Genomic DNA, 21,592 nt, shown 5'->3' with positions numbered 1-21,592 from the left:
GTCCGACTCCGTACGAAAGGTCCGGCCCCATGACCACCGAACAGACCACCGCGCTCGGCCCCGACAGCGACCTCTCCGAGGTCTTCGAGCTCGCCCAGCAGCTACGGGTGGACTCGGTGCGCGCCAGCACATCGGCCGGCTCCGGGCATCCCACCTCCAGCCTGTCCGCGGCCGATCTGATGGCCGTCCTCATGACCCGCCACCTGCGCTACGACTGGGACGCCCCCGACAATCCGGCCGGCGACCACCTGATCTTCTCCAAGGGCCATGCCTCGCCGCTGCTCTACGCCATGTTCAAGGCGGCCGGCGCCATCGGCGACGAGGAGCTGATGACGACGTACCGCCGCTTCGGCCACCGGCTCCAGGGCCACCCCACGCCCGAGCTGCCCTGGGTGGACGTGGCGACCGGCTCGCTGGGCCAGGGCATCGCGTACGGCGTGGGCATCGCGCTCGCCGGGCGGGACCTGGAGAAGCAGCCGTACCGGGTGTGGGTGCTGTGCGGCGACAGCGAGATGGCCGAGGGGTCCGTGTGGGAGGCCCTGGACAAGGCCGGGCAGCACGGGCTCGGCAACTTCACCGCGATCATCGACGTCAACCGGCTCGGGCAGTCCGGCCCCACCGAGCTGGAGTGGGACACCGGCACCTACGCCCGCCGCGCGGAGGCGTTCGGCTGCCGCGCCCTCGTCGTGGACGGCCACAACCTGACCGCTGTGGACCGGGCCCTGACGACCGCGGCGGACGGCAGCGCCCCCACCGTGATCGTGGCGAGGACCGTCAAGGGGCGCGGGGTGAGCGAGGTCGCCGACAAGGAGGGCTGGCACGGCAAGCCGCTGCCCGAGGACCTGGCCGCCCGCGCGGTCGGGGAGCTGGGCGGCGTCCGCGATCTGCGGGTGACCGGGCCCCGGCCGCCGCAGGCCGCGCCCGCCCCCGCGCGCGGCGGTGGCACCGTGGAGCTGCCGCGCTTCGAGAAGGGCGAGGCGGTCGCCACCCGCGTCGCCTTCGGGAAGGCGCTGGTCGCGCTCGGGGTCCGGCCGGAGGTCGTCGCCCTGGACGCGGAGGTGGGCAACTCCACGCACTCGGAGGACTTCGGCAAGGCGTACCCGGACCGGTTCTTCCAGACGTACATCGCCGAGCAGCAGATGGTCGCCGAGGCGGTGGGCATGGCGGTGCGTGGCTACCGCCCGTACGCCACCACCTTCGCCGCGTTCCTGACCCGCGCGCACGACTTCATCCGGATGGCCGCCGTATCCGACATCACGATGGCCCTGTGCGGCACCCACAGCGGGGTGGAGATCGGTGCGGACGGCCCCTCGCAGATGGGCGTCGAGGACCTGGCGATGATGCGCGCGGTGCGCGGCTCGACGGTGCTCTACCCGAGCGACGCCACCTCGGCGGCGGCCCTGACGGTGGCGATGGCCGACATCGACGGCATCTCGTACCTGCGCACCACGCGCGGCGCCTACCCGGTGCTGTACAGGAGCGGGGAGACGTTCCCGGTGGGCGGCTCCAAGACGCTGCGCCGCGGCGACGACGACCGGGTCACCCTGGTCGGTGCGGGGGTCACGCTCCACGAGTGCCTGGCCGCCGCCGACCTGCTGGCCGAGCGGGGCGTGGCGGCCCGTGTCATCGACCTGTACTCGGTGAAGCCGGTGGACGCCGACGCGCTGGCTCTCGCGGCCCGGGAGACCGGGGCCCTGGTCGTGGTGGAGGACCACCACCCGGAGGGCGGGATCGGCGAGGCGGTGCTGTCGTCGCTCGCGGAGTCCGGCAGCCACCCGGGCTTCGTCCACCTCTCGGGGAGCAACCTGCCCGGGTCCGGCACCACGGCGGAACTGCTCGACGCGGCGGGGATCTCCCGCACGCACATCGCGGAGGCGGCGCGGCGCCTGGTCGGGTAGTCGGCGTCGAGCGGCGCGGTGCTACTTGGCGCGCCTGCGGAAGACGTACGCGCCGCAGGCCATGCCCGCGACGAACATCACGACCAGCCACACGTAGAGCGGGGCCGTCACCAATGGCACGATGAGGCGGACCTCGACGTCCTTGGTGTTCTCGGCGATGAACACGATCGACAGGACCGCGACCACGAGAACGAGGATGCGGCCCGGAGTGAAGGCCCCGCTGCCGCCCTTCCCGCTGCTCGATACGTCCTTCGGGCTCATGAGCAGCCCCTTTCCCGGCCCGGAGGGGCCGTCGCCCAGGGGCTCCAGGATGGCGCCGGGCCCGTCCCCGAGGCCGTAGATGTTCGGCCGTTCGGGTGACGGGGCGGGGGAAGGGGCTGGTCAGCGCAGTGCGGGCACGTCGAGCGTGAGGGTGGCGGGGCCGCCGTCGGCCGGGGCGTCCAGCACGGCCGGGACGCCGAGCGGGATCGTCAGCCCGGTCGGGCCGTGCCCGAAGCCCAGTTCCTCGACGACCGGGACGCCCAGCGGCCCGAGCCGGTCGGCGAGCACCGCGCGCACCTTCTCGTACGGCCCGCATCCCGCCCAGGAGCCGCAGGCGATCCCGGCGACGCCGTCCAGCGCTCCGGACCGCAGCAGTTGGGTGAGGATGCGGTCGAGGCGGTACGGGTCCTCGGTGGTGTCCTCGACGACCAGCAGCCCGCCCCGGCCGGAGGTACGGCCGTGCGGGGTGCCCAGGTCGGCGGCGAGCAGGCTGACGCAGCCGCCGTACGTGATGCCGCGCGCCCGGCCCGGCACGAGTGCCCGCGCCTCCTCCAGGCCCAGGGTGCGCACGGTCTCGGGTGCGAACAGGGTGGCGCGCAGCGACTCCTGGGTGCGCGGGTCCTTGAGGAAGGTCTCGGCGCCCACCAAGGGCCCGTGCAGGGTCGCGGTCCCGGTCCGCAGGGCGAACGCCTCGTGCAGCACGGTGATGTCGCTGTAGCCGACGAACACCTTGGGGCCGGCCGCGCGCATCGCCGCCCAGTCCACCAGGTCGACCATGCGGTGCGCGCCGTAGCCGCCGCGTGCGCAGATCACCGCGGCCACGGACGGGTCGCACCAGGCGTCCTGGAGGTCGCGGGCGCGGGCCTCGTCCTGCCCGGCGAGGTAGTCGAGGTCGCGGTGCGCGTCGAGCGCGTGCGGCATCGGCACGGGGTCGAGGCCCCAGCCGCGCAGGATGTCCAGACCGGCCGCCAGCCGCTCGGCGGGGACGGGCCCGCTCGGCGACACCACGGCGACCCGCGCCCCCGGCCGCAGCCGAGCGGGGCGGGTCAGTGGGGTCAGGGGGGTGTCTGGCAAACCCCCGTGGAGGAAGGAGCGGCGTCTGGTGCGTGCGATCGCAAGGCGCCGGAGAGTCCTTGTAGCGGAGCTACCAGGACTTTTCGGCAACGCCGCGAGCGTGCGTGCCAGACGCCGCGACGCCGCGGGGGTTTGCCAGACACCCCCGAGGATCACCGCTCCAGCTCCAGGGCGGGCACGTCCGGCCGGTCGAAGGCGAACACCTGCGCGTACAGCGAGAGTTCGGACTCCAACGCGTCGATCATGGTACTCGCGCGGCGGAAGCCGTGGCCCTCGCCGGGGTAGGTGCGGTACGCGTGCGGGATGCCCCGGCCCTCGACGGCGGCGAGGAAGCGCTCGCACTGCACGGGCGGGCAGATGGGGTCGTCCTCGCCCTGGAGCAGCAGGAACGGCACGGTGAGCCGGTCGGTGCGGCCGACCGGGGAGCGTTCCCGGTAGCGCTCGGGGACCTCGGCCAGGGGGCCGACGAGGGATTCCAGGTAGTGGGACTCGAAGTCGTGGGTCTCGTCGGTGCCCCAGCCGGTCAGGTCGAGGACGGGGTAGAGGATCGTGCCGCAGGCGTAGACGTCGGTGCCGGTCAGGGATGCGGCGCTGGTCCAGCCGCCGGCGCTGCCGCCCCGGACGGCGAGCCGGTCCGGGGCGGCGGTGCCCTCGGCGGCGAGCGCCCCGGCGACGGCGGCGCAGTCCTCCACGTCCACGACGCCCCACTGCTCGCGCAGCCGGTCGCGGTAGGCGCGGCCGTATCCGGCGGAGCCGCCGTAGTTGACCTCGGCGACGCCGATGCCGCGCGAGGTGAAGTAGGCGATCTCCAGGTCCAGGACGAGCGCGGCGTGGCCGGTGGGCCCGCCGTGCGCCCAGACCACGTAGGGCGGCCGTTCACCGTCGGGGCCGGTGCGGGCGGGGTTGCGCGGCGGGTAGATCTGGGCGTGGATCTCCCGGCCGCCGGGTCCGGTGAAGGTGCGCAGGACGGGCTCGGGGTAGTAGGCCGGGTCGACGGCGTCCTCGTGCGGGGCGCCGATGATCCGGGTGTGGCCGGTCGCGGTGTCCAGTTCGACGATCTCGTAGCCGCTGTGCGGGCTCGCGGCGACGCCGGTGACCCTGGTCCCGCGCACGGTGAGCGTCGGCACCCACTCGGTCCAGGGGCCCGCGATGTCCACGAGTTCGCCGGTCTCCGGGTCGAGGATGCCGAGCGTGGTGGTGCCGGTGCCGTGGAGGGTGGCGACGAGCCCGTTGTCCAGGGCGCGGAACCAGACGAGCCCGATCTTCCACAGCGGTCCGGCGAACTCCTCCCGGCGGGGGCAGAGTTCCTCGCTCACGCCGCTGTCGGGGTCGAGCCGGTGGAGGTTCCACCAGCCGCTGCGGTCGCTCGCCAGCAGCAGCCGGCCGTCGCCGGTCCACTGGATCTGCGGCACGGACTCCTCGGGGCCGCCGGCCACGGTGCGTACGTCGTGGAAGGTGCCGTCGTCCGCGACGGACGCGAGGAGGACGTCGGTGCCGTCCCAGGGCATACGGGGGTGGTCCCAGCCGATCCAGGCGGCGCGGCGGCCGTCCACGGAGAGTTCGGGGGCGGTGACGAACCGGTGGCGTTCGGCGGTGAGTTCGCGGACGGCGGAGCGGTCGCCGGCCGCCGATCCGTCGAGCGGTACGGCGGCCGGGACGCGGCGCACGGCGCCGGGCGCGTCGCCGGTGAACTCCTCCAGGACGCACCAGACCTCGCCCGCCGGGCCCCGGCCGGGGTGCGGGCGCGGGTCGGCCCAGCGCAGTCCGCCGCCGACGCCGGACACCGGGGTGAGCGGCCAGGGGTCGCGGTCGCCGTCGGGCTCGTAGGCGTACAGCCGCTGGTCGTCGAAGTGGACGAAGACGATCAGGGGGCCGCCCTCGGCGCGTTCGGTGCCGGCCCAGGGCTGTCCGCCGTACTCGATGACGCGGCTGCGCACGTTCCAGGGGGCGGGCAGTTCGGTGGTGGTGCCGTCCTCCTCGCGGCGGACGAGGGTGCGCCGGCCGGCCTCGGCGGGGCGCGGCGCGGTCCACCACAGTTCGTCGCCGACCGCGCCCGCGTATTCGGGGCGGCCGTCGTGGGAGGCGGCGAGCGCGGCGTCGATCGGTGAGGGCCAGCTGCCGTAGGGCTGTGTCGTCGGCATGGGTGTCGGTCTCCCCCGGAGGTGGTTCAGGCGGTACGCAGATAGTGGTCCAGGACCCGGACGCCGAAGTGCAGCGCGTCCACGGGGACACGTTCGTCCACGCCGTGGAAGAGGGCCTGGTAGTCGAAGCCGGCGGGCAGTTTCAGCGGCGAGAAGCCGTAGCCGGTGATGCCGAGCCGGGAGAACTGCTTGGCGTCGGTGCCGCCGGACATGCAGTACGGCACGACGTGCCCGTCCGGGGCGAAGCGTTCGACGGCGGCGCGGAGCTTGGCGTACGTGGGTGAGTCGACGGAGGCCTGGAGGGCGACCTCGCGGTGGTGGAACTCCCAGTCGACGGCGGGGCCGGTGAGCCGGTCCAGGGTGGCGCGGAACTCGTCGTCGCCGCCGGGGACGGTCCGGCCGTCGATGTGGGCGGTGGCCCGGCCCGGGATGACGTTGACCTTGTAACCGGCTTCCAGCATCGTCGGGTTGGAGCTGTTGCGGACGGTGGGTGCGACGAGGGCGGCGGCCGGGCCCAGCTTGCCGAGGAGTTCGTCGACGTCGAAGCCGGGGGCGTCGAGGTCGGGGTGGATGCCGTGGAGCGCGGCGATCTCGGTGAGCGCGGCGCGGACGGTGGGGGTGAGGCGGACGGGCCATTCGTGGGCGCCGATCCGGGCCACGGCCGCGGCGAGCGCGGTGACGGCGTTGGCCCGGTTGACCTTGGAGCCGTGGCCTGCGGTGCCGCGCGCGGTGAGCCTGAGCCATGCGGTGCCGCGTTCGCCGGCCGCGATGGGGTAGAGCGGCAGGTTGGGCGCGGCGTGGAAGGTGAAGGCGCCGGACTCGCTGATGCCTTCGGTGCAGCTGTCGAAGAGGCCGGCGTGCCGGTCGGCGAGGAAGGCGGAGCCGTCGTCGGCGCTGGCCTCCTCGTCGGCGGTGTAGGCGATGACGATGTCGCGGCGGGGGCGGATGCCGGCGCGGGCCCAGTAGCGGACGACGGCCAGGACCATCGCGTCCATGTTCTTCATGTCGATGGCGCCGCGCCCCCATACGATGCCGTCGCGCACCTCGCCGGAGAAGGGGTGCACGGTCCAGTCGGCGGCCTCGGCGGGCACCACGTCCAGGTGGCCGTGGACCAGGAGCGCGGGGGCGGCCGGGTCGGTGCCGGGGATGCGGGCGACGACGTTGGTGCGGCCGGGGGTGCGTTCCAGGAGCGCGGGTTCCAGGCCGGTGGCGGCGAGCCGTTCGGCGGTGTACTCGGCGGCGGGGCGTTCGCGGCACTCGCCGTCGCCCCGGTTGGTGGTGTCGATGCGGATCAGTTCGGAGGTGAACGTCACCGCTTCGTCGAGCGCGAGGGCGTCGACGGAGTCCTGGGGGGCGGCCGGCTCAGCCATACTGCTCCTCCACGGCGGACGAGACGATAGTCGTCACCGCTTTGAACGTGCGGATACCTTCGTACATCGTCGCGCTGGTGTAGGAGACCCGCCTCTCGCCGCTCGGGGCGACGCCGGGGACGACGGTGGCCGCCGCGCCGAGGTGTTCGGCGTCGAACTCCAGCTCCACGGTGAACGGCCCGGCCTCGACCGGGGTGTACCGGCCGGCCAGCGGGACGGCGCGGGCGGCGGCGGCCCGGATGTCGGCGGCGGTCCGGGCGGGGGTGCGGCAGACGGCCGCGTACCGCGACACATGGTCCTTGACGGCGACCTTCTGCGCGTCGGGGGCGTACCCCTGGGCGTCGGCGCAGGTCAGGTCGTCCCCGGTGACCAGGACGACGGGCACGCCGTACTCGGCGGCGACATGGGCGTTGAGCAGGCCCTCACTGGCGCGTACGCCGTTCAGCCAGACGCCGGTGATGGAGTTGGCGAGGTAGGTGTGGGCGAGGACGCCCTCTGTACCGGCTCCGGTGTGGTAGCCGACGAAGGCGATGGCGTCCACGTCGCCGTGCTGGATGCCCTCGACCATGCTGAGCGACTTGTGCTTGCCGGTGAGCATCTGGACGCGCTCGTCCATGCGTTCGAGGAGCAGGTTGCGCATGGACCAGTGGGCCTCGTTGATCAGCACCTCGTCCGCTCCCCCGTCGTAGAAGCCGAGGGCGGCGGCGTTGACGTCGGAGGTGAACAGGGAGCGGCACCGCTCCCACTGCGGGGTGCCGGGCAGCACGTCCGCCGGCCAGGTCACGCCGGTGGCGCCTTCCATGTCGGCGCTGACGAGGATCTTCATGCGGCCACACGGTACGCGCCGGGGAACGCGCGGGCCAGGGCTGCCGAGGACGCCACAGGTCCAGTCCAGTGGCGTCCCGCGGCAGCCGGTGCGGCGGGGTGTCAGCCGCGCCGGGCGCCCTTCAGGACCTTCTCGATCCGGGCGAGTTCGCTGTCGTCGAAGTCCAGGTTGCCGACGGCGGCGACGTTGTTCTCCAGCTGGGCGACGCTGCTCGCGCCGACCACCGCGGAGGTGACGCGGCCGCCGCGCAGCACCCAGGCCAGCGCCAGCTGGGCGAGCGACTGGCCGCGCGCGGCGGCGAGTCCGTTCAGCTCGCGCAGCCGGGACAGCAGGTCCGGCGTGACCGCTTCGGCCGACAGGAACGGGCTGTTGCCGGCGGCCCGGGAGTCCTCCGGGATGCCGTCGAGGTAGCGGTCGGTGAGGATGCCCTGCTCCAGCGGCGAGTAGGCGATGGAGCCGATGCCCAGCTCGTCCAGGGCGGTGAGCAGCCCCTCCTCCGGCCGGCGGTCGAGCATCGAGTAGCGCGGCTGGTGGATGAGGAGCGGGGTGCCCAGGTCCTTGAGGATGCGGGCGGCCTCGCGGGTCTGCTCGGGTGAGTAGTTGGAGACGCCGACGTAGAGCGCCTTGCCCTGGCGCACCGCCGCGTCGAGCGCGCCCATGGTCTCTTCGAGCGGGGTCTCGGGGTCGGGCCGGTGCGAGTAGAAGATGTCGACGTAGTCCAGGCCGAGCCGGGTCAGGCTCCGGTCCAGCGAGGCCAGCAGGTTCTTGCGCGAGCCCCACTCGCCGTACGGGCCGTCCCACATGAGGTAGCCGGCCTTGGTGGAGACGACGATCTCGTCCCGGTGGGCGGCGAAGTCCGTGGCGAGCGCCCGGCCCATCGCGGTCTCGGCGGAGCCGGGCGGCGGGCCGTAGTTGTTGGCCAGGTCGAAGTGGGTGATGCCCAGGTCGAAGGCGCGGCGCAGGATCTCGCCCTGCCGCTGCGGTGTCCGGTCCCCGCCGAAGTTGTGCCACAGGCCGAGCGAGAGCGCGGGCAGCTTGAGGCCGCTGCGCCCGGTGCGCCGGTAGGGCATGTGGTCGTAGCGGTCGGCGGACGGGATGTACATGCGGGGCTCCACGGGGAGAGACGTTCCGGATTCGCCCGGACGGGGGTACGGGCGCCGCTCCCAGGCTCGCTCACTTCGATCCAGCGGTCCAACAGGAGATTCCGCTTGGATTCAGTCCCTAGAGTTCTCAATCATGGAGTTGCGCCAGCTGGAACATTTCGTGGCCGTTGCCGAGGAACGGCATTTCACCCGGGCGGCGGAGCGGGTCGCCGTCTCGCAGTCGGGTCTCTCCGCCTCCGTGCGGGCGCTGGAGCAGGAGCTGCGGACACCGCTGTTCAGCCGGACCACGCGCAGCGTACGGCTGACCGAGGCGGGGCGCGCCCTGCTGGTCGAGGCCGAACGGACCCTGGCCGGGGTGCGGGCCGCGAAGGAGGCGGTGGACGCGGTACGGGGGCTGCTGCGCGGCACCCTGTCGGTGGGGGTGGAGCAGTGCGTGGCCGGGCTGCGGCTGCCCCGGCTGCTGGCCGCCTTCCACCGCGCGCACCCGCACATGGACATCCGGCTGCGCCAGGAGGGCACGGCGCGGCTGGTGGACGGGGTGGCGGGCGGCCGGCTGGACATCGCCTTCGCCGCGACGGTGGACCGGGCGGGCCGGCGCGGGGAGCTGGTGCCGCTGGCCCGCGAGCCCCTGGTGCTGCTGTGTGCGCCGGACCACCGGCTGGCGGCGGCGGACCGGGCGGGGTGGGCGGAGCCGGCCGGTGAGCCGTTCATCGACTTCCACCCGGACTTCGGGCCGCGCCGGGCGGCCGACGCGGCGTTCGCGGCGGCGGGGGTGCGGCGCACGGTGGCCCTGGAGGTGACCGACGTACACAGCCTGCTGGAGCTGGTCCGGGAGCGGCTGGGGATCGCGCTCGTCCCGCACCACTTCTCGCGCAAGCCGGAGGCGCGCGGGCTGGCGGTGGTGCGGCTCGACGGGGCGGGTGAGGCGTGCGGGGCAGGGTGCGGGGCGGAGGTGCCGTACTACGAGAGTTCGGTGGTGCTCCCGGAGGCGCGGGCGATGAGTCCGGGGGCTCGGGCGCTGATGGCGCTGCTGCGGGAGGAGGGCGACGCGGCGGAGGGCGGGGGCTGAGGGATGCCCTGGGGCCGGGGGGGCGGTTCCCCGATGCCCGGGCCGGGAGGGGCGTTGCCGCGATGCCGGGCCCGCCCCTCCCCCGCCTCCTCCCGGTCAGCCCGCGGTCAGGACGAACCACCTCGCCGGCAGGTCGATCCGGGTGCCGTCCGGCAGGTTCTCCGTCTGCGGCAGGACCGTTTCGCCACTGTCCAGCGTGGTGAGCCCGGCCGCCTTCAGCAGCTCGGGCACCTCCTGCTCGGTGGCGCTCGCCGGCTTGAGCCCGTGTTCGAGGACCCGGCGCAGCTTCGGCCCCGGCCCGTCCGGCCCCTGGGAGGCGCGTCGCAGCACGTCCTTGGAGGCGGGGGTCAGCTCGACGACGAAGGCCCGGCCGCGTTCGCCCAGCAGGGTGGCCACGGCGGCGGCGACGGCCGGACGTGCCTCGGGGTCGCTCTGGTGGATCACCGCCCGCATGTACACATTGGTGTCGCCGATCCGCTCGTGCAGGGCGCGCACGGCGTCGGAGTCGGTGAGGTCGAGCCGTTCGAACTCGGCGACCTGCCCGGTGTCCGCCTTGCGGGCGTGCTCGACCGCCGCGTACGAGAGGTCCACCCCGATCGCGCGGGGGAAGAGCGTGGCGAGGTGGCGGGTCTGTGTACCGCTGCCGCAGCCGAGGTCCACGACGGGCAGCGCGGTGTCCGCGTACGGCAGGAGCAGCCTGCTGTGCGGGACGGCGCTCAGGTCCGCGACGGCGTCCCAGATCGCCTCGCCCGGCTCGTCGGACGTGGCCGCCCAGTAGCCCTCCCACGCCTCGCGGTATTGCTGTGACACACCCATGCGTACTCCCGAGTCCCGTCGTGCCTGCCTGATCTGCTCAGCCAGGGACTACTGCCCAAAGGGGCTCCGGGGCAAGGGTGCGGGACCGAAATGAGGGGCGATCTCCCTTTCGTCAGCGGCTGTTGGGCCGGCGCCGCAGTCCGCGCGGGTCGCGGGGCAGGGCCAGTTCGAACCAGACGGTCTTGCCGCGCGCGGTGCCGCTGGTGCCCCACTCGCGGGCGAGGCTGCTCACCAGGACGAGTCCCCGGCCGCCCTCGTCGTTCTCGGTGACGCCGAGGAGGGAGGCGGGGGCGGGCTCGTCGTCGCTGACCTCGCACAGCAGCGCGTCGGTGCGGACCAGCCGGAGGCCGATGTGATGGCTGCGGCTGTGCTTGAAGGCGTTGGTCACCAGCTCGCTGACCATCAGTTCGGCCGCCTCCACGGCGTCCGGCAGCTCCCAGTCGAGCAGCTTGCCGCGCACCAGGCGGCGGGCGCGGGAGACCTCGCGCGGGTCGAGGGCGAGCTGCCACTCGGCGACGTCCTCGTCCGCGATGCCGTTGAGCCGGGCCATCAGCAGGGCGACGTCGTCCTTGCGGCCCCCGGTGGGGTTCAGGGCGCGGATGATGGTGTCGCAGGCGTCGTCCATCGAGGCGGCGGGATGGGCGGCGGAGGCGCAGAGCGCGGCGATCCCGGCGCCGATGTCCTGGCCGCGCACCTCGACCAGGCCGTCCGTGCACAGGATCAGCCGGTCGCCGGGGCGCACCCGTACGGTGGCGGTCTCGAAGGCGACGCCGCCGACGCCGATGGGCGCCCCGGTCGGCAGGTCGAGGAGTTCGGCGCGGCCGTCCTCCGCGCGGACCAGCACGGGCGGGATGTGACCGGCGTTGGCGATCTGCACCTCGCCCGCGATCGGGTCGTAGACCGCGTACAGGCAGGTCGCGAGGTACTGCTCGCCGAGGCGCTGCGCGAGGTCGTCGAGGTTGCGCAGGAGCTGGGCGGGCGGCAGCTCCATGGTGGCCATGGTCAGCACGGCGGTCCGCAGCTGGCCCATCATCGCCGCCGAGTTGAGGCCGTGGCCCATCACGTCGCCGACGACCAGCGCGGTGCGCGAGCCGGGCAGCTTCACGGAGTCGAACCAGTCGCCGCCGATCCGGCCGAGGCGGGTGCCGGGCAGATAGCGGGTGGCGATGTCGCAGCCGGCCATGCGCGGTTCGACGGTGGGCAGCATGCTGTCCTGGAGCGTGTCGGCGACGTTCTCCTGGTAGGTGTACATGCGGGCGTTGTCCAGGACGAGCCCGGCGCGGGCGGCGAGTTCGGCGCCGGTGGTGCGGTCCATGTCGTCGAACTGCTCGCGGCCGGGGCGGCGCATCAGGACCATGAAGCCGAGGACCACGTCGCGGGCCTTGAGCGGCACGATGAGCAGCGAGCGGTGGGTGATCAGCGGGCGCAGGTCCCGCTTCTCGAACTCGCCGGAGATCCGGTTGCTCAGCTCCTCGCTGACGTAGGGCACAATGACGGGTTCGCCGGTGACCATGCACTGGAAGAACGGGGTGTGCTCGGGGAAGGCGATGGACTCGCCCACCGGCACGGTGTCGTCCCAGCGGCCCGGTTCGTCGTTGTGCTCGACCCAGACGCGGTGCCAGATGGTGGTGACGTCGGGCGGTCCGTCGGGGAAGCCCTCGCCGGCGAGGACGGCGGCGCGCAGATGCGTACCCGCGAAGTCGGTGAAGCGGGGGACGGCGGCGCTGGTGACCTCGCGGATGGTGCGTTCGAGGTCGAGCGAGGTGCCGATGCGGCCGCTGACCTCGTTGAGGAACTCCAGCCGTTCGCGGACCGCCGCGTATTCGAGGTCCAGCTCGGGCCGGGGCGCGGTGCGCGGGGCCGCCGTCCCGTCGGCCCGCTGCGGGTCCTGCGGTACGGGCAGGGCGCCGGCCCGCTTGGGCACGCCCCAGTCCGGGGTGACCGGGATGCGCTCGTGGTGGCTGAACTCCAGGACCGGGTAGCCGAGTTCGAGGACCTGGGCGACGATCCGGGTGGCCTCCTGGACGCTCATGTTCGGCAGGATCTCCGGCAGCCGGGCGGAGAGTTCCGGGTAGCCGGGGAAGTCGGTGTGCCGGGCGAATCCGGGCGTGACCGTACGGGCTCGCGGGTGGCCCGCGTCGTCCGTGCCGCGCAGCTGGGCGTGGTCGGCGGCGAGCACCAGCAGCCGTTCCGGGCCGGGTCCGACGAGCGGATAGGCCCACCAGAGCACATCGGTGCGTTCGCTGCCGGGCCGGTCGGCGCGGGCCCGGCCGGCCGCCGGGTAGGCGAAGTCCCCGCTGAGGGAACTGTCGAGCGCGGGGCCGTACTCCTCGTCCGGCGCGGGAAGGGGGCCGTACGCGGCCAACACGCCGGAGACCGGCAGCAGTTCGCCCGCCGGGCAGCCGACCGCGTCCTCGCGGGCGACGCCGAAGAGCTTGCGCGCACCGGTCGACCAGTGCGAGACACGGCCCTCCGTGTCGACGACGACCACGGCGAGCGGTACCCGGCCCGCCGCGCCGTCACGCGGCTGTGGTGTCCTCTGCGGCGGCACACCGAGGTCCATGAGGGGGAGGCTCCTTCCTCACCGCGACGTTCCGCGGCGCGTGACTCCACGGTACGGGGCCGCGACCGGCGTCCGCCGGTTATCGGCCCAATCCCCCGAAGGGGTGGTGCGCCCCGCGCGTCGGGGGGCGCAACGCCGCTTCGCTTCGGGGGTGTTCAGTCTTCGTGTCCGAGCTGGAGGTCCCGCTCGGTGCGGCCGCCGCCGGCGACCTGGAGGACGGTGGCGACGGGCGGGTAGCCGGCCGCGATCACGGTGTACTCGCCGGTGGAGAGGTCGACGAACCGGAAGGCGCCGTCCGGGCCGGTGGTGACGGTGTCGACGACGTTGCCGGCCGCGTCGAGCAGGGTGACGCGGGCGTCCTCGACGGGCCGCCCGCCGCCGGCCCGTACGATGCCGCGCAGCACGGCGCCGCCGGCCAGCTCGATGTCCTGCCGGGTCTCCCTGGCCGCCTGCACGCTGACCGGGAGCGCGGCGGGCCGGAACGCCGGGGCGGACGCGGCGAGGGTGTACTCGCCGGCGACCAGTTCGGTGATCACATAGCCGCCCTCGCGGCCGCTGCGGGTCGAGGCGACGACCTCGCCGCGTACGTCGGTGAGGGTGACGGCCGCGTCCCGCACGGGCGCGCCGTCCGCCGTCAGGACGGCCCCGGCGAGCCGGCCCGCGCCGCCGAGGACCACGTCGAGTTCGACGGGGCGTTCGCCCACGGTGACGCTGACGGCCTGGGGCTGGTGGCCGCCGGCCGCGGCGATCAGGACGTACGATCCGGCGCCCGGCACGCTGAGCGCGTACCGGCCCTCCTCGCCGCTGGCGCCCCGGCCGATCTGCCGGCCCTGGACGTCGATGAGGGTGAGGGCGGCGCGCGGCACCTTCGTACCGTCGGAGTGCTGGACGCTGCCGGAGACCGGGACGCCGGAGAGGTAGCCGGCGGCGTGGTCGGTGCGGGCGGCGGGGATGGGGGCGGTTTCGGCGGTGGTCTCGGGGCCCGCGGCGGGGGCGAGTGCTGCGGTGGTTTCCGGGCTGTGGGACACCAGCGGTTTCTCCTTGAGGAAGAAGGCGAAGAAGAGGCCGAGCACGAGGACCGGCACGAGGTACAGGAAGATCCGGGGCATCGCGTCGGCGTACGCCTGGATGTAGGCGTCCCGCAGCGCGGGGTCCATCGCGTGCACCAGTTGCGGGGTGATCGACTCCGGGTCGGGCAGGTCCGCGCCGGAGGGCAGCCGTACAGCGAGCGCGTCGGCCAGCCGTCCGGCGAACAGGGTGCCGAAGACGGCGGCGCCGACGCTGCCGCCGATCTGCCGGAAGTAGTTGTTGGCGCTGGTGGCGGTGCCCAGGTCGGCGGGGCGCACGGAGTTCTGCACGGCGAGGACGAGCACCGGCATGACCAGCCCGATGCCGAGGCCGAGGACCGCCTGCGCCACGCTGTATTCGAGGCGTCCGGTGTCGGTCTCCAGCCGGGACAGCAGCCACATGCCCACCGCGGAGACCGCGCTGCCCGCGATCGGGTGGACGCGGTAGCGCCCGGTACGGGAGATGAGCTGGCCGGAGACGACGGAGGCGCCGACGATGCCGCCCATCATGGGGAGCATCAGCAGCCCGGACTCGGTGGCGGTGGCGCCGTCGACCATCTGGAGGAAGGTCGGCAGATAGCTGGCCGCGCCGAACAGGGCCACGCCGACGACCGCGCCGACCAGGGCGGTGACGTTGAAGACGGAGTCCCGGAACAGCCGGAGCGGGATGACCGGTTCCGCCGCGCGCCGCTCGACGAGCACGAACAGCAGAGTCGTTCCGGCGGCTCCGGCGCCCAGTCCCAGGATGGTGCCCGAGCCCCAGGCGTACTCCGTGCCGCCCCAGCTGGTCAGCAGGACGAGGCAGGTGGAGGCGGCGGCCAGCAGCGCGGCGCCGAGGATGTCGAGCCGGGGCCGCACGGTGGGCCTGGGCAGTTTGAGGACGACGGTGATCACCGCGAGGGTGACCAGGCCGAACGGCACATTGATGTAGAAGCACCAGCGCCAGGAGGCGTGGTCGGTGAAGAAGCCGCCGAGCAGCGGTCCCGCCACCGAGGCGAGGCCGAAGGCGGCGCCGATGAGGCCCATGAACCGGCCGCGCTCGCGGGGCGGGACCACGTCCGCGATGATCGCCTGCACGCCGATCATCAGCCCGCCGCCGCCGACGCCCTGGAGTGCCCGGAAGGCGATCAGCTGGTCCATCGTGCGGGACCAGCCGGCCAGTGCGGAGCCGACGACGAAGACGACGATGGCGAACTGGAAGACGCCCTTGCGCCCGAAGAGGTCGCCGAGCTTTCCGTAGACCGGCAGTCCGATCGTGGAGGCCAGCAGATAGGCGGTGACCGCCCAGGACATCTTCTCCAGGCCGTGCAGCTCGCCGACGATCTTCGGCAGGGCGGTGGCCACGATCATCTGGTCGAGCGCCGCGAGCAGGAGCGTGAGCATCAGCCCGACGAAGATCAGCCGGACGCGGCGCGGGTCCGTCGCGGCCGCGCCCCCCGGGGCGGTCTCGCGCGCGGCGGGCGGCGGCGGGGAGGGTGGCGGGGCGGCCCCGGACGCCTCGTCGGCGGCCCCCGGTCCCCCCGGTTCGTCCTCCAGCAGTGTGATCCCACCCACCACGTCCCGCTCCCCTCGTCGCGCTGCCGCACATTTCTCGCATCGTGCGACAAGTGAGGGCAAACGCGAAGGGGGGCGCCGGCGGCGCACTCAGGGGGCGTATCCCCCGGTCGGAGGTAGTACGGCGCACAACCACCACGCCGCGAAAGACCACCCGAACCGGTGAGGCCGGGCGTGCGGGCGGGACCGGCCCGCACGCCCGGTCACGGCGTCAGTTCTCGACCTTGGCGGCGAGGTTCTGGAGCAGTTCGTCGTAGATGCGGGCGAGGCCCTTGGGCGCGAAGGTCCGCTCGAAGAAGCCGCCGATGCCCCCGGCGCCGTTCCACACGGTCGTGACGACGGCCTTGGAGCGGCCCTCGCCGGCCGGGGTGACGACCCAGGTGGTGACCATCGAGGAGTTGCGGTCCTTCTCCACGAGCTGCCCGTCGGTCGGCTCGGTGACGTCGAGCAGGCAGTCGCGGACCCGCTTGCTGGTGGCCTGGAGCTTCCAGTGGACGAGGGTGCCCTCGCCGTCGCCGCCCTCGCGCACCTCGTACTCGCTGAAGTGGGCGGGCAGCACGGTGCCGCGGACGTCCTTGTAGTCGGCCAGGGCGTCGAACACCGCCTCCGCGTCCGCCGCGATGATCCGCTCCGTCGTGGCCTCGACCTGCGCCATGGCTGTTCCTCCAGCACTCGGTTGTTCGGGGGTGTGCTGAGCCAACCACCTCGGGGGGCGGGCACAAAATCCGGCCCCGGACGGAGTCCGGGACGAAGAGGAAAAAACGATCATGGGAACAAGTGTTCTATTCTCGGTCCGGAACTACCGAGGAGGCATCCATGCGCTGGGACAATCTGGCCGAAGACCGCGCCGACCGCCCCGCGGGCGGTACGGGTGCGCTCTTCGCCGCCGACGCCGTGACGACGCGGCGCGCACATCGCGATGGGCACCAACGTGGACCGCTACCAGCGGGCGGAGGGCGGTTGCACAATGCCAGTAGAGGCAGCTGACCAGGCAAAAGGCCCCGCCCCTGCGCTACGGGGAAGCGCACAGACGGGGCCTCTGGGGAGCCGTCCCGCTCAGTGTTCACGCCGCCGGACCGGCTGACGAGTAGCAGCGTCGCGTGACCACCACAGTCCCCGGCAGGCGGGCAACGAGAGCCCGAAGAACGCCCCGCACCGCGCGCACCACGGCAACCCGTTCTCGGGGTCACTGGGGCACTCGTCGGCACAGCGCGGACACCGGCTCACGGGACCTTCTCTCAGGCGCTCAGGTCGAACTCTCCGCCCTTGATGGCGGCCGTCAGGTCGGCCCACTCGGCAGCCGTGTACGTGACGACGATGTCCGGCCGGTTGCTGTCGCGCAAGGCGACGACGCCGGGGACGTTGGTGGCGACCTGGGGGCAGTTGTTCACGCGTGCGTCACGGCACGCGGCCGTCGTGACGAAATCGAACTCGGGGCGTCCGGTCATGATGCGTACTTCCCTTCTTCGGTGTTGTGGAGCCCGCCCCGATCGCGCTGAATCGGCGACAGCACGAAAGGGGCGGGAACATGCCCCGCGCCCCGCACGCTGCCGACAGCGAACGGAGCCGGGAACTTAGCGGGAACCAGTCGTCACAGCCACTCCCCCGGATCGAACCGGTAAGGGCGCGTGATGACCTCCCGATACGTGAGGTGACCGGGGTTGGCCTTGAGATGTTCAGCGGCCCACGCGGTGCCGTCCTCGGCGCTCTCGCTTTTCTCGCTGCACCGCCCGCACCCCTTGCACTCCATGGCGGACTGCCACGGGTCGGACTCGGGGCCGGTGTCCGGGGTCAGCGTGTGCTCGCGGAACCGGTAGGTAGCGCGTGTCACGACGGGCACTTTCCAAGGTGCCGGTAGATCACAACCGGGGCGCCCGACTGCCTTTCCAGCGACCCCCGCCGGACACGCTCCAGGGGACCAATCGGCTTCATGCAGGCCGGGCACGTCTCGTCCTTCGGCGCGTAGGTCGTGTACTCCCACCCACTGGCGTCCGTGGTCTCGTCCTGCTGCGTCTTGCTGGCCATCTTCCGCCGTCCCCTCATCCGTGCCCTGCCGACTGATGAGCAGTCAACGACCGGCCACGCGCCCCGCTCCACAAACTTGCACCGACTTGCACGCTGATTCGTTGCAGGCCGTCTTGACTGCTCACAGTGAACTGGCAGGATTGCCATGCAAGTTCAGGCAACCGCAAACGGAGAGAGGCCGTCATGGCGCTACGGTTCGTCGGCATCGACCCGAACACCGACCTTGAGCACTGCCCGACCGTGTGGGCTGACGAAGAAGCGGGGGAACTGGTATTGCAGGGCTGGAAGGGCAGCCCTGAGCTTCGTGCGGCCTGTGAGGCGACCAGCCCGGCCAAGGGAGGAATCCCGGACAGCGAAGAAGTCATCAGGATTCCGGCGCGCATGGTGCCGATGATCAGGGAAGCGTGCGATGCCGTCGAGCGTTCCGCCGTTCAGTGAGCTACTGGCCAACACCCGTGAATCTGCCGTCCACTTCGAAGCGCGGGACGACTACGGGACGAACCCCCGGCTAGAGGCATGGCAGCGCGGCGAACGCGTCGACTGGGACGACCGTGAATCCTGGTGGCATCCGTTCCACCAGACGATTGCGGACGCCGTAGCCCGTGGGGTCGCCGTTCGTCGTGCCCGCATCGTGTCAAAGCCGGTCAGCGAATACATCCGCTGGGAGCACTACGCCACGCACGCCAACATCACAGCCGGCGAAGATGTGCGCTGGCTGCCCCGGAGTCAGGCAACGGGCTTCCTGGTGCCCGCCAATGACTTCTGGCTGTTCGACGGCAACCTGATCCGCCTCCACCACTTCGCCGGGGACGGCAGCCACGTCACGGACGAACTCAGCAGGAACGCCGACACGTTGGCACTCTGTGGCCGGGCGTTCGAAGAGGTCTGGCAGCGAGCCATCCCGCACAGCGAATACAAGATCTAAGAGCAACCGGACAGCCAACTCATGTCATCCCCTTCGCCCAAAGCCCAAGAGGCCAGGGAAGCCGTAGCCAGTCGGTTGCGGGAAATGAGGCTTGACGCAGGAATCACGGGACGTGAGTTGGCTGTCCGGTGCGGGTGGAGCGAGTCAAAGTCATCACGGATCGAGAACATCAAGACACCGCCCAGCGACGCTGACATAAGGGCCTGGTGCACGGCGTGCGGAGTCCCGGAGCAAGCCGACGACTTGATTGCCGCCAATCGTCAGGCTGATTCCATGTACGTCCAGTGGAAGCGGCTACAGCGAACGGGCCTGAGGCAGCTACAAGAGTCGGGCGTACCCCTCTACGAGCAGACGCAGCAATTCCATGTGTACTGCTCCAACGTGGTGCCCGGCTTCTTCCAAACACCCGGATATGCCACTGCGTTGCTGACTTCAATTGCAGAGTTCCGGGGGACGCCGAACGACGTGTCAGACGCCGTGACAGCGCGAATGAATCGATCACACGTCATCCGGGAGGGTGACCACCGATTCGCTGTCCTGGTTGAGGAATCAGTCTTGAAGTACCGAGTCGGCAGCGCGGAAGTGATGGCCGCACAGCTAGGGCACCTGTTGTCCGTGATGGCACTTCCGTCTGTCTCGCTGGGCATCATTCCGTTTACGGCGCCCCGGGCAGCATGGCCGCTGGAAACGTTCACCATCTTTGACCGTAGGCGCGTCCACGTGGAAACTCTGACAGCGGCCATCAAGGAAACCCAGCCGAGTGACGTAGCGCTGTACCTCAAGGCGTTTGGGAATCTGAAAGACGTTGCTGCCTACGGCGCGAATGCCCGCGCGCTCATCACATCTTCTATCGATGCCCTGGCGTAACTCGCCAGCTATCAGAAACACAGAGAGCCCCGCACCGACTGCCTAGTAGAGGCAGCAGGAGCGGGGCTCACAATAAGGTGCGCCAACGCGTCAATGGCGCTCCAGTACAGGTGGCGGCAGAGATCTCCTCCGTCTACCCAGAAGGCCCCGGCACGATCTCGTGCCGTCGTCATTCAGAAAGGTTCCGGAAACGGCCGCGAAAGCGTTAGTATCAAGCGTAAGTACGCCAGCCAAGCGGTCGATTCTATTCAACGATGCTTGATATTCCTGGTGCCCACTCTCTTCGCTCTCCTCATCTGCGCCTTCATCTACGTTGCGGAGCCACGCGTCCCCGATACGGCGTGATTCGGTCATTTGACCGACGACATATTATAGACGCCTTCGTCGTCATGCCAGATAATTTCCATGCGTGCGTCGCCAGTGAATGCCTGCCCCCGATAGTCTGCCTTTTTAACCCGGATGCGCCGAATAGCGAGCCGCAAAAGGTCTCGCTTAAGCGCGTCGTCTGCATCGTCCCAGGCTTCGCGTTGATACGACGTGTCGAGAAGGAACGAAATATCAACGCCTTCGCGTCCGCGCGTTTCCTCAACGGTCTTCTGTGCGTCTAGGACTGCCTCATTGGCCTCAGTCAGCGCCGGGGCAAAGAATCGCTCTGAGGGGCCGTCGTAGAGTCCAGCGCGCCGGTCTTTCCACAGACGGCTGAGGGCTGCTTCTGCGTCTGCCAAAGCCGCCCTCGCGGCTGCTTCATCTTCTGACGCCTGAGGGTCTTGTCGGGCTTGCCAGCGCTCCGCCACAATCGCCAGCAAGCGGTCATGGGGCTCAGCCGCTGCTAGTCGAGAAGACCAGCGCATGTAGACGTATTCCTCAGCACCTTTCTGCGCCACGTACGCCGGGGCCGGACACACTCCCCCCGCACCCGGGCGCCAGCAACAATACCCTTTCCCACGCCACGTAGCGGAGGACCCGCACCCGGCACATTCAAGGAGATCCGTGAGAACATGACGTGCCCGCCATGATTCTTTATCAATGGCAGGACCGGTTCCCCTGGATGCTGCCTGAGCTGCGTTGTACTCGACTTCGGTCAACACTGACGGTCCCACCATAACACTGACTCGCTCACCAGCTGCATTTCGGTACAGCATCCGCCTGGACTTTCCGTCTTCGCGCCCGGTTACCTGCCAGCCCGCATAGGCAGGGTTATCAATCATGTTGGCAACCGTACTAAAAGCCCATGTGCCACCGGTCGGCGACGGAACGCCACGATCGTTGAGCATCCGGGAGATTTTCCGTTTGGCGTGCCCGGAAACAGGAGCTTCGTATGTAACCCATCGAGCAATTTCCAGCTTGGTCACTGTCGGCTCGCCGGGGATTCCAGCGGATGTTTCGGTGTCACGCTCCAACTTGCGCTCTTCGATCTGTTCCCCGTCTTCGTCCCCAGTCGTGACCATGACGATTCTGAGACCATAGGGGGCCACGCCGTTAAGCCATTCTCCGTTGTCGCGCTGAAACGTCTTCGCGTTCCGCACACGCTCACTAAGAATTTCCGTCTCTTCCCGGGCATCCTCGGCATGACGAATCAATTCCGAGCGGTCGCGCGGGTTAGCAGAATCCAGCCCGATTCCAGGGTTTTTCGCGTCGCAGTTGTCCACCAGCAAACGCCGGGGCCGTCCGTCCTGCGGCTCAACAATGCTGAGGATTGCTCCTGCCCCACGCCGCGTCCACCGGTCAAGGCGAAATACCCAAAGGGCACCAATCTCGCCTTTCTCAAGCGCCTGCAACGCTAGGTCTTGCTGGGCCACCTTCTTGCTTCGGCGGAACCGGCTAGCGCTGCCGACTTCCCGCCAGACGTGCCGCACGGTGAGACCCAGCTCAGCCGCTGTACGTCTCCCCCGTGCTTCCTGTGCACTGACGGAGATTTCCCGGCGCCCGGTCTTCGACTTCACGGCTTGGCTCTTGCGGCACACCAGGTCGATCAGGGTGCTGGTGTCTTCGGTTGGGGTGCTCATGGGCCAAGATTCGCACGTCAGAGGCAG

Annotated in this window: 18 protein-coding genes; 5 read left to right on the top strand and 13 right to left on the bottom strand. The window is 71.1% G+C overall.

The window, feature by feature from the left end; all coding sequences use genetic code 11:
* Positions 1–29 precede the first annotated feature (29 nt).
* A complete protein-coding gene (locus DNK56_RS31575; RefSeq protein ID WP_111339175.1) occupies positions 30–1,898 on the top strand; it encodes a transketolase in 1,869 nt (622 codons plus the stop codon).
* Between the two features lie 21 nt (positions 1,899–1,919).
* Here DNK56_RS31575 and DNK56_RS31570 read toward each other — a convergent pair whose 3' ends face one another.
* The 6 genes from DNK56_RS31570 to DNK56_RS31545 all read right to left on the bottom strand — a co-directional run bounded on the left by DNK56_RS31570 (position 1,920) and on the right by DNK56_RS31545 (position 8,673).
* The gene (locus DNK56_RS31570) at positions 1,920–2,159 is read right to left on the bottom strand and encodes a DUF1049 domain-containing protein (protein ID WP_111339174.1); all 240 of its coding nucleotides are present in this window, start codon (positions 2,157–2,159) and stop codon (positions 1,920–1,922) included.
* A 120-nt stretch (positions 2,160–2,279) separates the two neighbouring features.
* Positions 2,280–3,233 carry a S66 peptidase family protein gene (locus tag DNK56_RS31565; protein ID WP_241990147.1) on the bottom strand — a complete coding sequence of 318 codons (954 nt, stop codon included), beginning with the start codon at positions 3,231–3,233 and terminating at the stop codon, positions 2,280–2,282.
* A 152-nt stretch (positions 3,234–3,385) separates the two neighbouring features.
* Entirely contained in the window at positions 3,386–5,374 is a 1,989-nt protein-coding gene (locus DNK56_RS31560; RefSeq protein ID WP_111339173.1) for a S9 family peptidase, read from the bottom strand.
* Positions 5,375–5,400: 26 nt separating this feature from the next.
* Complete coding sequence (locus DNK56_RS31555) at positions 5,401–6,744, bottom strand: M20/M25/M40 family metallo-hydrolase (protein ID WP_111339172.1); 1,344 nt, start codon at positions 6,742–6,744, stop codon at positions 5,401–5,403.
* Entirely contained in the window at positions 6,737–7,570 is an 834-nt protein-coding gene (locus tag DNK56_RS31550) for a M55 family metallopeptidase (protein WP_111339171.1), read from the bottom strand. Before DNK56_RS31550 ends, DNK56_RS31555 begins: the two co-directional genes overlap by 8 nt.
* A 101-nt stretch (positions 7,571–7,671) precedes the next feature.
* Positions 7,672–8,673 (bottom strand): aldo/keto reductase, encoded by a 1,002-nt coding sequence (locus DNK56_RS31545; protein ID WP_111339170.1) that lies wholly within the window; start codon positions 8,671–8,673, stop codon positions 7,672–7,674.
* 133 nt (positions 8,674–8,806) lie between these two features.
* Here DNK56_RS31545 and DNK56_RS31540 point away from each other — a divergent pair, with 133 nt between their 5' ends.
* Positions 8,807–9,742, top strand: coding sequence for a LysR family transcriptional regulator (locus DNK56_RS31540; protein ID WP_111339169.1), 936 nt, complete (start codon positions 8,807–8,809; stop codon positions 9,740–9,742).
* Positions 9,743–9,838: 96 nt separating this feature from the next.
* Here DNK56_RS31540 and DNK56_RS31535 read toward each other — a convergent pair whose 3' ends face one another.
* From DNK56_RS31535 to DNK56_RS31510, 6 genes are all read right to left on the bottom strand, one after another.
* Complete coding sequence (locus tag DNK56_RS31535; RefSeq protein WP_111339168.1) at positions 9,839–10,558, bottom strand: class I SAM-dependent methyltransferase; 720 nt, start codon at positions 10,556–10,558, stop codon at positions 9,839–9,841.
* 112 nt (positions 10,559–10,670) lie between these two features.
* Positions 10,671–13,121: an ATP-binding SpoIIE family protein phosphatase gene (locus tag DNK56_RS31530; RefSeq protein ID WP_111339167.1), complete on the bottom strand. Its 2,451-nt coding sequence runs from the start codon at positions 13,119–13,121 to the stop codon at positions 10,671–10,673.
* A 155-nt stretch (positions 13,122–13,276) separates the two neighbouring features.
* Positions 13,277–15,745 (bottom strand): MFS transporter, encoded by a 2,469-nt coding sequence (locus DNK56_RS31525; protein WP_111339166.1) that lies wholly within the window; start codon positions 15,743–15,745, stop codon positions 13,277–13,279.
* Between the two features lie 208 nt (positions 15,746–15,953).
* Positions 15,954–16,397, bottom strand: a complete 444-nt coding sequence (locus DNK56_RS31520; RefSeq protein WP_111339165.1) for an SRPBCC family protein — start codon at positions 16,395–16,397, stop codon at positions 15,954–15,956.
* A gap of 583 nt (positions 16,398–16,980) precedes the next feature.
* Entirely contained in the window at positions 16,981–17,190 is a 210-nt protein-coding gene (locus DNK56_RS31515; RefSeq protein ID WP_111339164.1) for a DUF397 domain-containing protein, read from the bottom strand.
* A 143-nt stretch (positions 17,191–17,333) separates the two neighbouring features.
* The gene (locus tag DNK56_RS31510; RefSeq protein ID WP_111339163.1) at positions 17,334–17,573 is read right to left on the bottom strand and encodes a DUF7848 domain-containing protein; all 240 of its coding nucleotides are present in this window, start codon (positions 17,571–17,573) and stop codon (positions 17,334–17,336) included.
* 377 nt (positions 17,574–17,950) lie between these two features.
* Between DNK56_RS31510 and DNK56_RS31500 the strand changes: the two genes are divergently transcribed.
* From DNK56_RS31500 to DNK56_RS31490, 3 genes are read left to right on the top strand one after another with little or no spacing between them, the layout of a single operon-like run.
* Positions 17,951–18,205 carry a hypothetical protein gene (locus DNK56_RS31500; RefSeq protein ID WP_111339161.1) on the top strand — a complete coding sequence of 85 codons (255 nt, stop codon included), beginning with the start codon at positions 17,951–17,953 and terminating at the stop codon, positions 18,203–18,205.
* Positions 18,177–18,692, top strand: a complete 516-nt coding sequence (locus DNK56_RS31495) for a DUF6879 family protein (protein ID WP_111339160.1) — start codon at positions 18,177–18,179, stop codon at positions 18,690–18,692. The genes DNK56_RS31500 and DNK56_RS31495 overlap by 29 nt, the downstream gene beginning before the upstream one ends.
* Positions 18,693–18,713: 21 nt before the next feature.
* Positions 18,714–19,559, top strand: a complete 846-nt coding sequence (locus DNK56_RS31490; protein WP_111339159.1) for a helix-turn-helix domain-containing protein — start codon at positions 18,714–18,716, stop codon at positions 19,557–19,559.
* Positions 19,560–19,909: 350 nt separating this feature from the next.
* On the opposite strand, the gene DNK56_RS31485 is transcribed toward DNK56_RS31490, so the two are convergent.
* Entirely contained in the window at positions 19,910–21,565 is a 1,656-nt protein-coding gene (locus DNK56_RS31485) for a recombinase family protein (RefSeq protein ID WP_111339158.1), read from the bottom strand.
* Between the last annotated feature and the right edge of the window lie 27 nt (positions 21,566–21,592).

It is taken from the genome of Streptomyces sp. AC1-42W, assembly GCF_003248355.1.
GTDB lineage: Bacteria > Actinomycetota > Actinomycetes > Streptomycetales > Streptomycetaceae > Streptomyces.
Note: the sequence above shows the minus strand (reverse complement) of the source record. Positions and strands in the feature narration are given on the sequence as shown.

What these genes read in the sequence shown, in the direction of transcription:
- DNK56_RS31570 (WP_111339174.1), bottom strand. Translation starts at nt 2,159, where the DNA reads ATGAGCCCGAAGGACGTATCGAGCAGCGGGAAGGGCGGCAGCGGGGCC.
- DNK56_RS31520 (WP_111339165.1), bottom strand. Translation starts at nt 16,397, where the DNA reads ATGGCGCAGGTCGAGGCCACGACGGAGCGGATCATCGCGGCGGACGCG.
- DNK56_RS31540 (WP_111339169.1), top strand. Translation starts at nt 8,807, where the DNA reads ATGGAGTTGCGCCAGCTGGAACATTTCGTGGCCGTTGCCGAGGAACGG.
- DNK56_RS31530 (WP_111339167.1), bottom strand. Translation starts at nt 13,121, where the DNA reads ATGGACCTCGGTGTGCCGCCGCAGAGGACACCACAGCCGCGTGACGGC.
- DNK56_RS31555 (WP_111339172.1), bottom strand. Translation starts at nt 6,744, where the DNA reads ATGGCTGAGCCGGCCGCCCCCCAGGACTCCGTCGACGCCCTCGCGCTC.
- DNK56_RS31500 (WP_111339161.1), top strand. Translation starts at nt 17,951, where the DNA reads ATGGCGCTACGGTTCGTCGGCATCGACCCGAACACCGACCTTGAGCAC.
- DNK56_RS31490 (WP_111339159.1), top strand. Translation starts at nt 18,714, where the DNA reads ATGTCATCCCCTTCGCCCAAAGCCCAAGAGGCCAGGGAAGCCGTAGCC.
- DNK56_RS31560 (WP_111339173.1), bottom strand. Translation starts at nt 5,374, where the DNA reads ATGCCGACGACACAGCCCTACGGCAGCTGGCCCTCACCGATCGACGCC.
- DNK56_RS31515 (WP_111339164.1), bottom strand. Translation starts at nt 17,190, where the DNA reads ATGACCGGACGCCCCGAGTTCGATTTCGTCACGACGGCCGCGTGCCGT.
- DNK56_RS31485 (WP_111339158.1), bottom strand. Translation starts at nt 21,565, where the DNA reads ATGAGCACCCCAACCGAAGACACCAGCACCCTGATCGACCTGGTGTGC.
- DNK56_RS31545 (WP_111339170.1), bottom strand. Translation starts at nt 8,673, where the DNA reads ATGTACATCCCGTCCGCCGACCGCTACGACCACATGCCCTACCGGCGC.
- DNK56_RS31550 (WP_111339171.1), bottom strand. Translation starts at nt 7,570, where the DNA reads ATGAAGATCCTCGTCAGCGCCGACATGGAAGGCGCCACCGGCGTGACC.
- DNK56_RS31535 (WP_111339168.1), bottom strand. Translation starts at nt 10,558, where the DNA reads ATGGGTGTGTCACAGCAATACCGCGAGGCGTGGGAGGGCTACTGGGCG.
- DNK56_RS31495 (WP_111339160.1), top strand. Translation starts at nt 18,177, where the DNA reads ATGCCGTCGAGCGTTCCGCCGTTCAGTGAGCTACTGGCCAACACCCGT.
- DNK56_RS31575 (WP_111339175.1), top strand. Translation starts at nt 30, where the DNA reads ATGACCACCGAACAGACCACCGCGCTCGGCCCCGACAGCGACCTCTCC.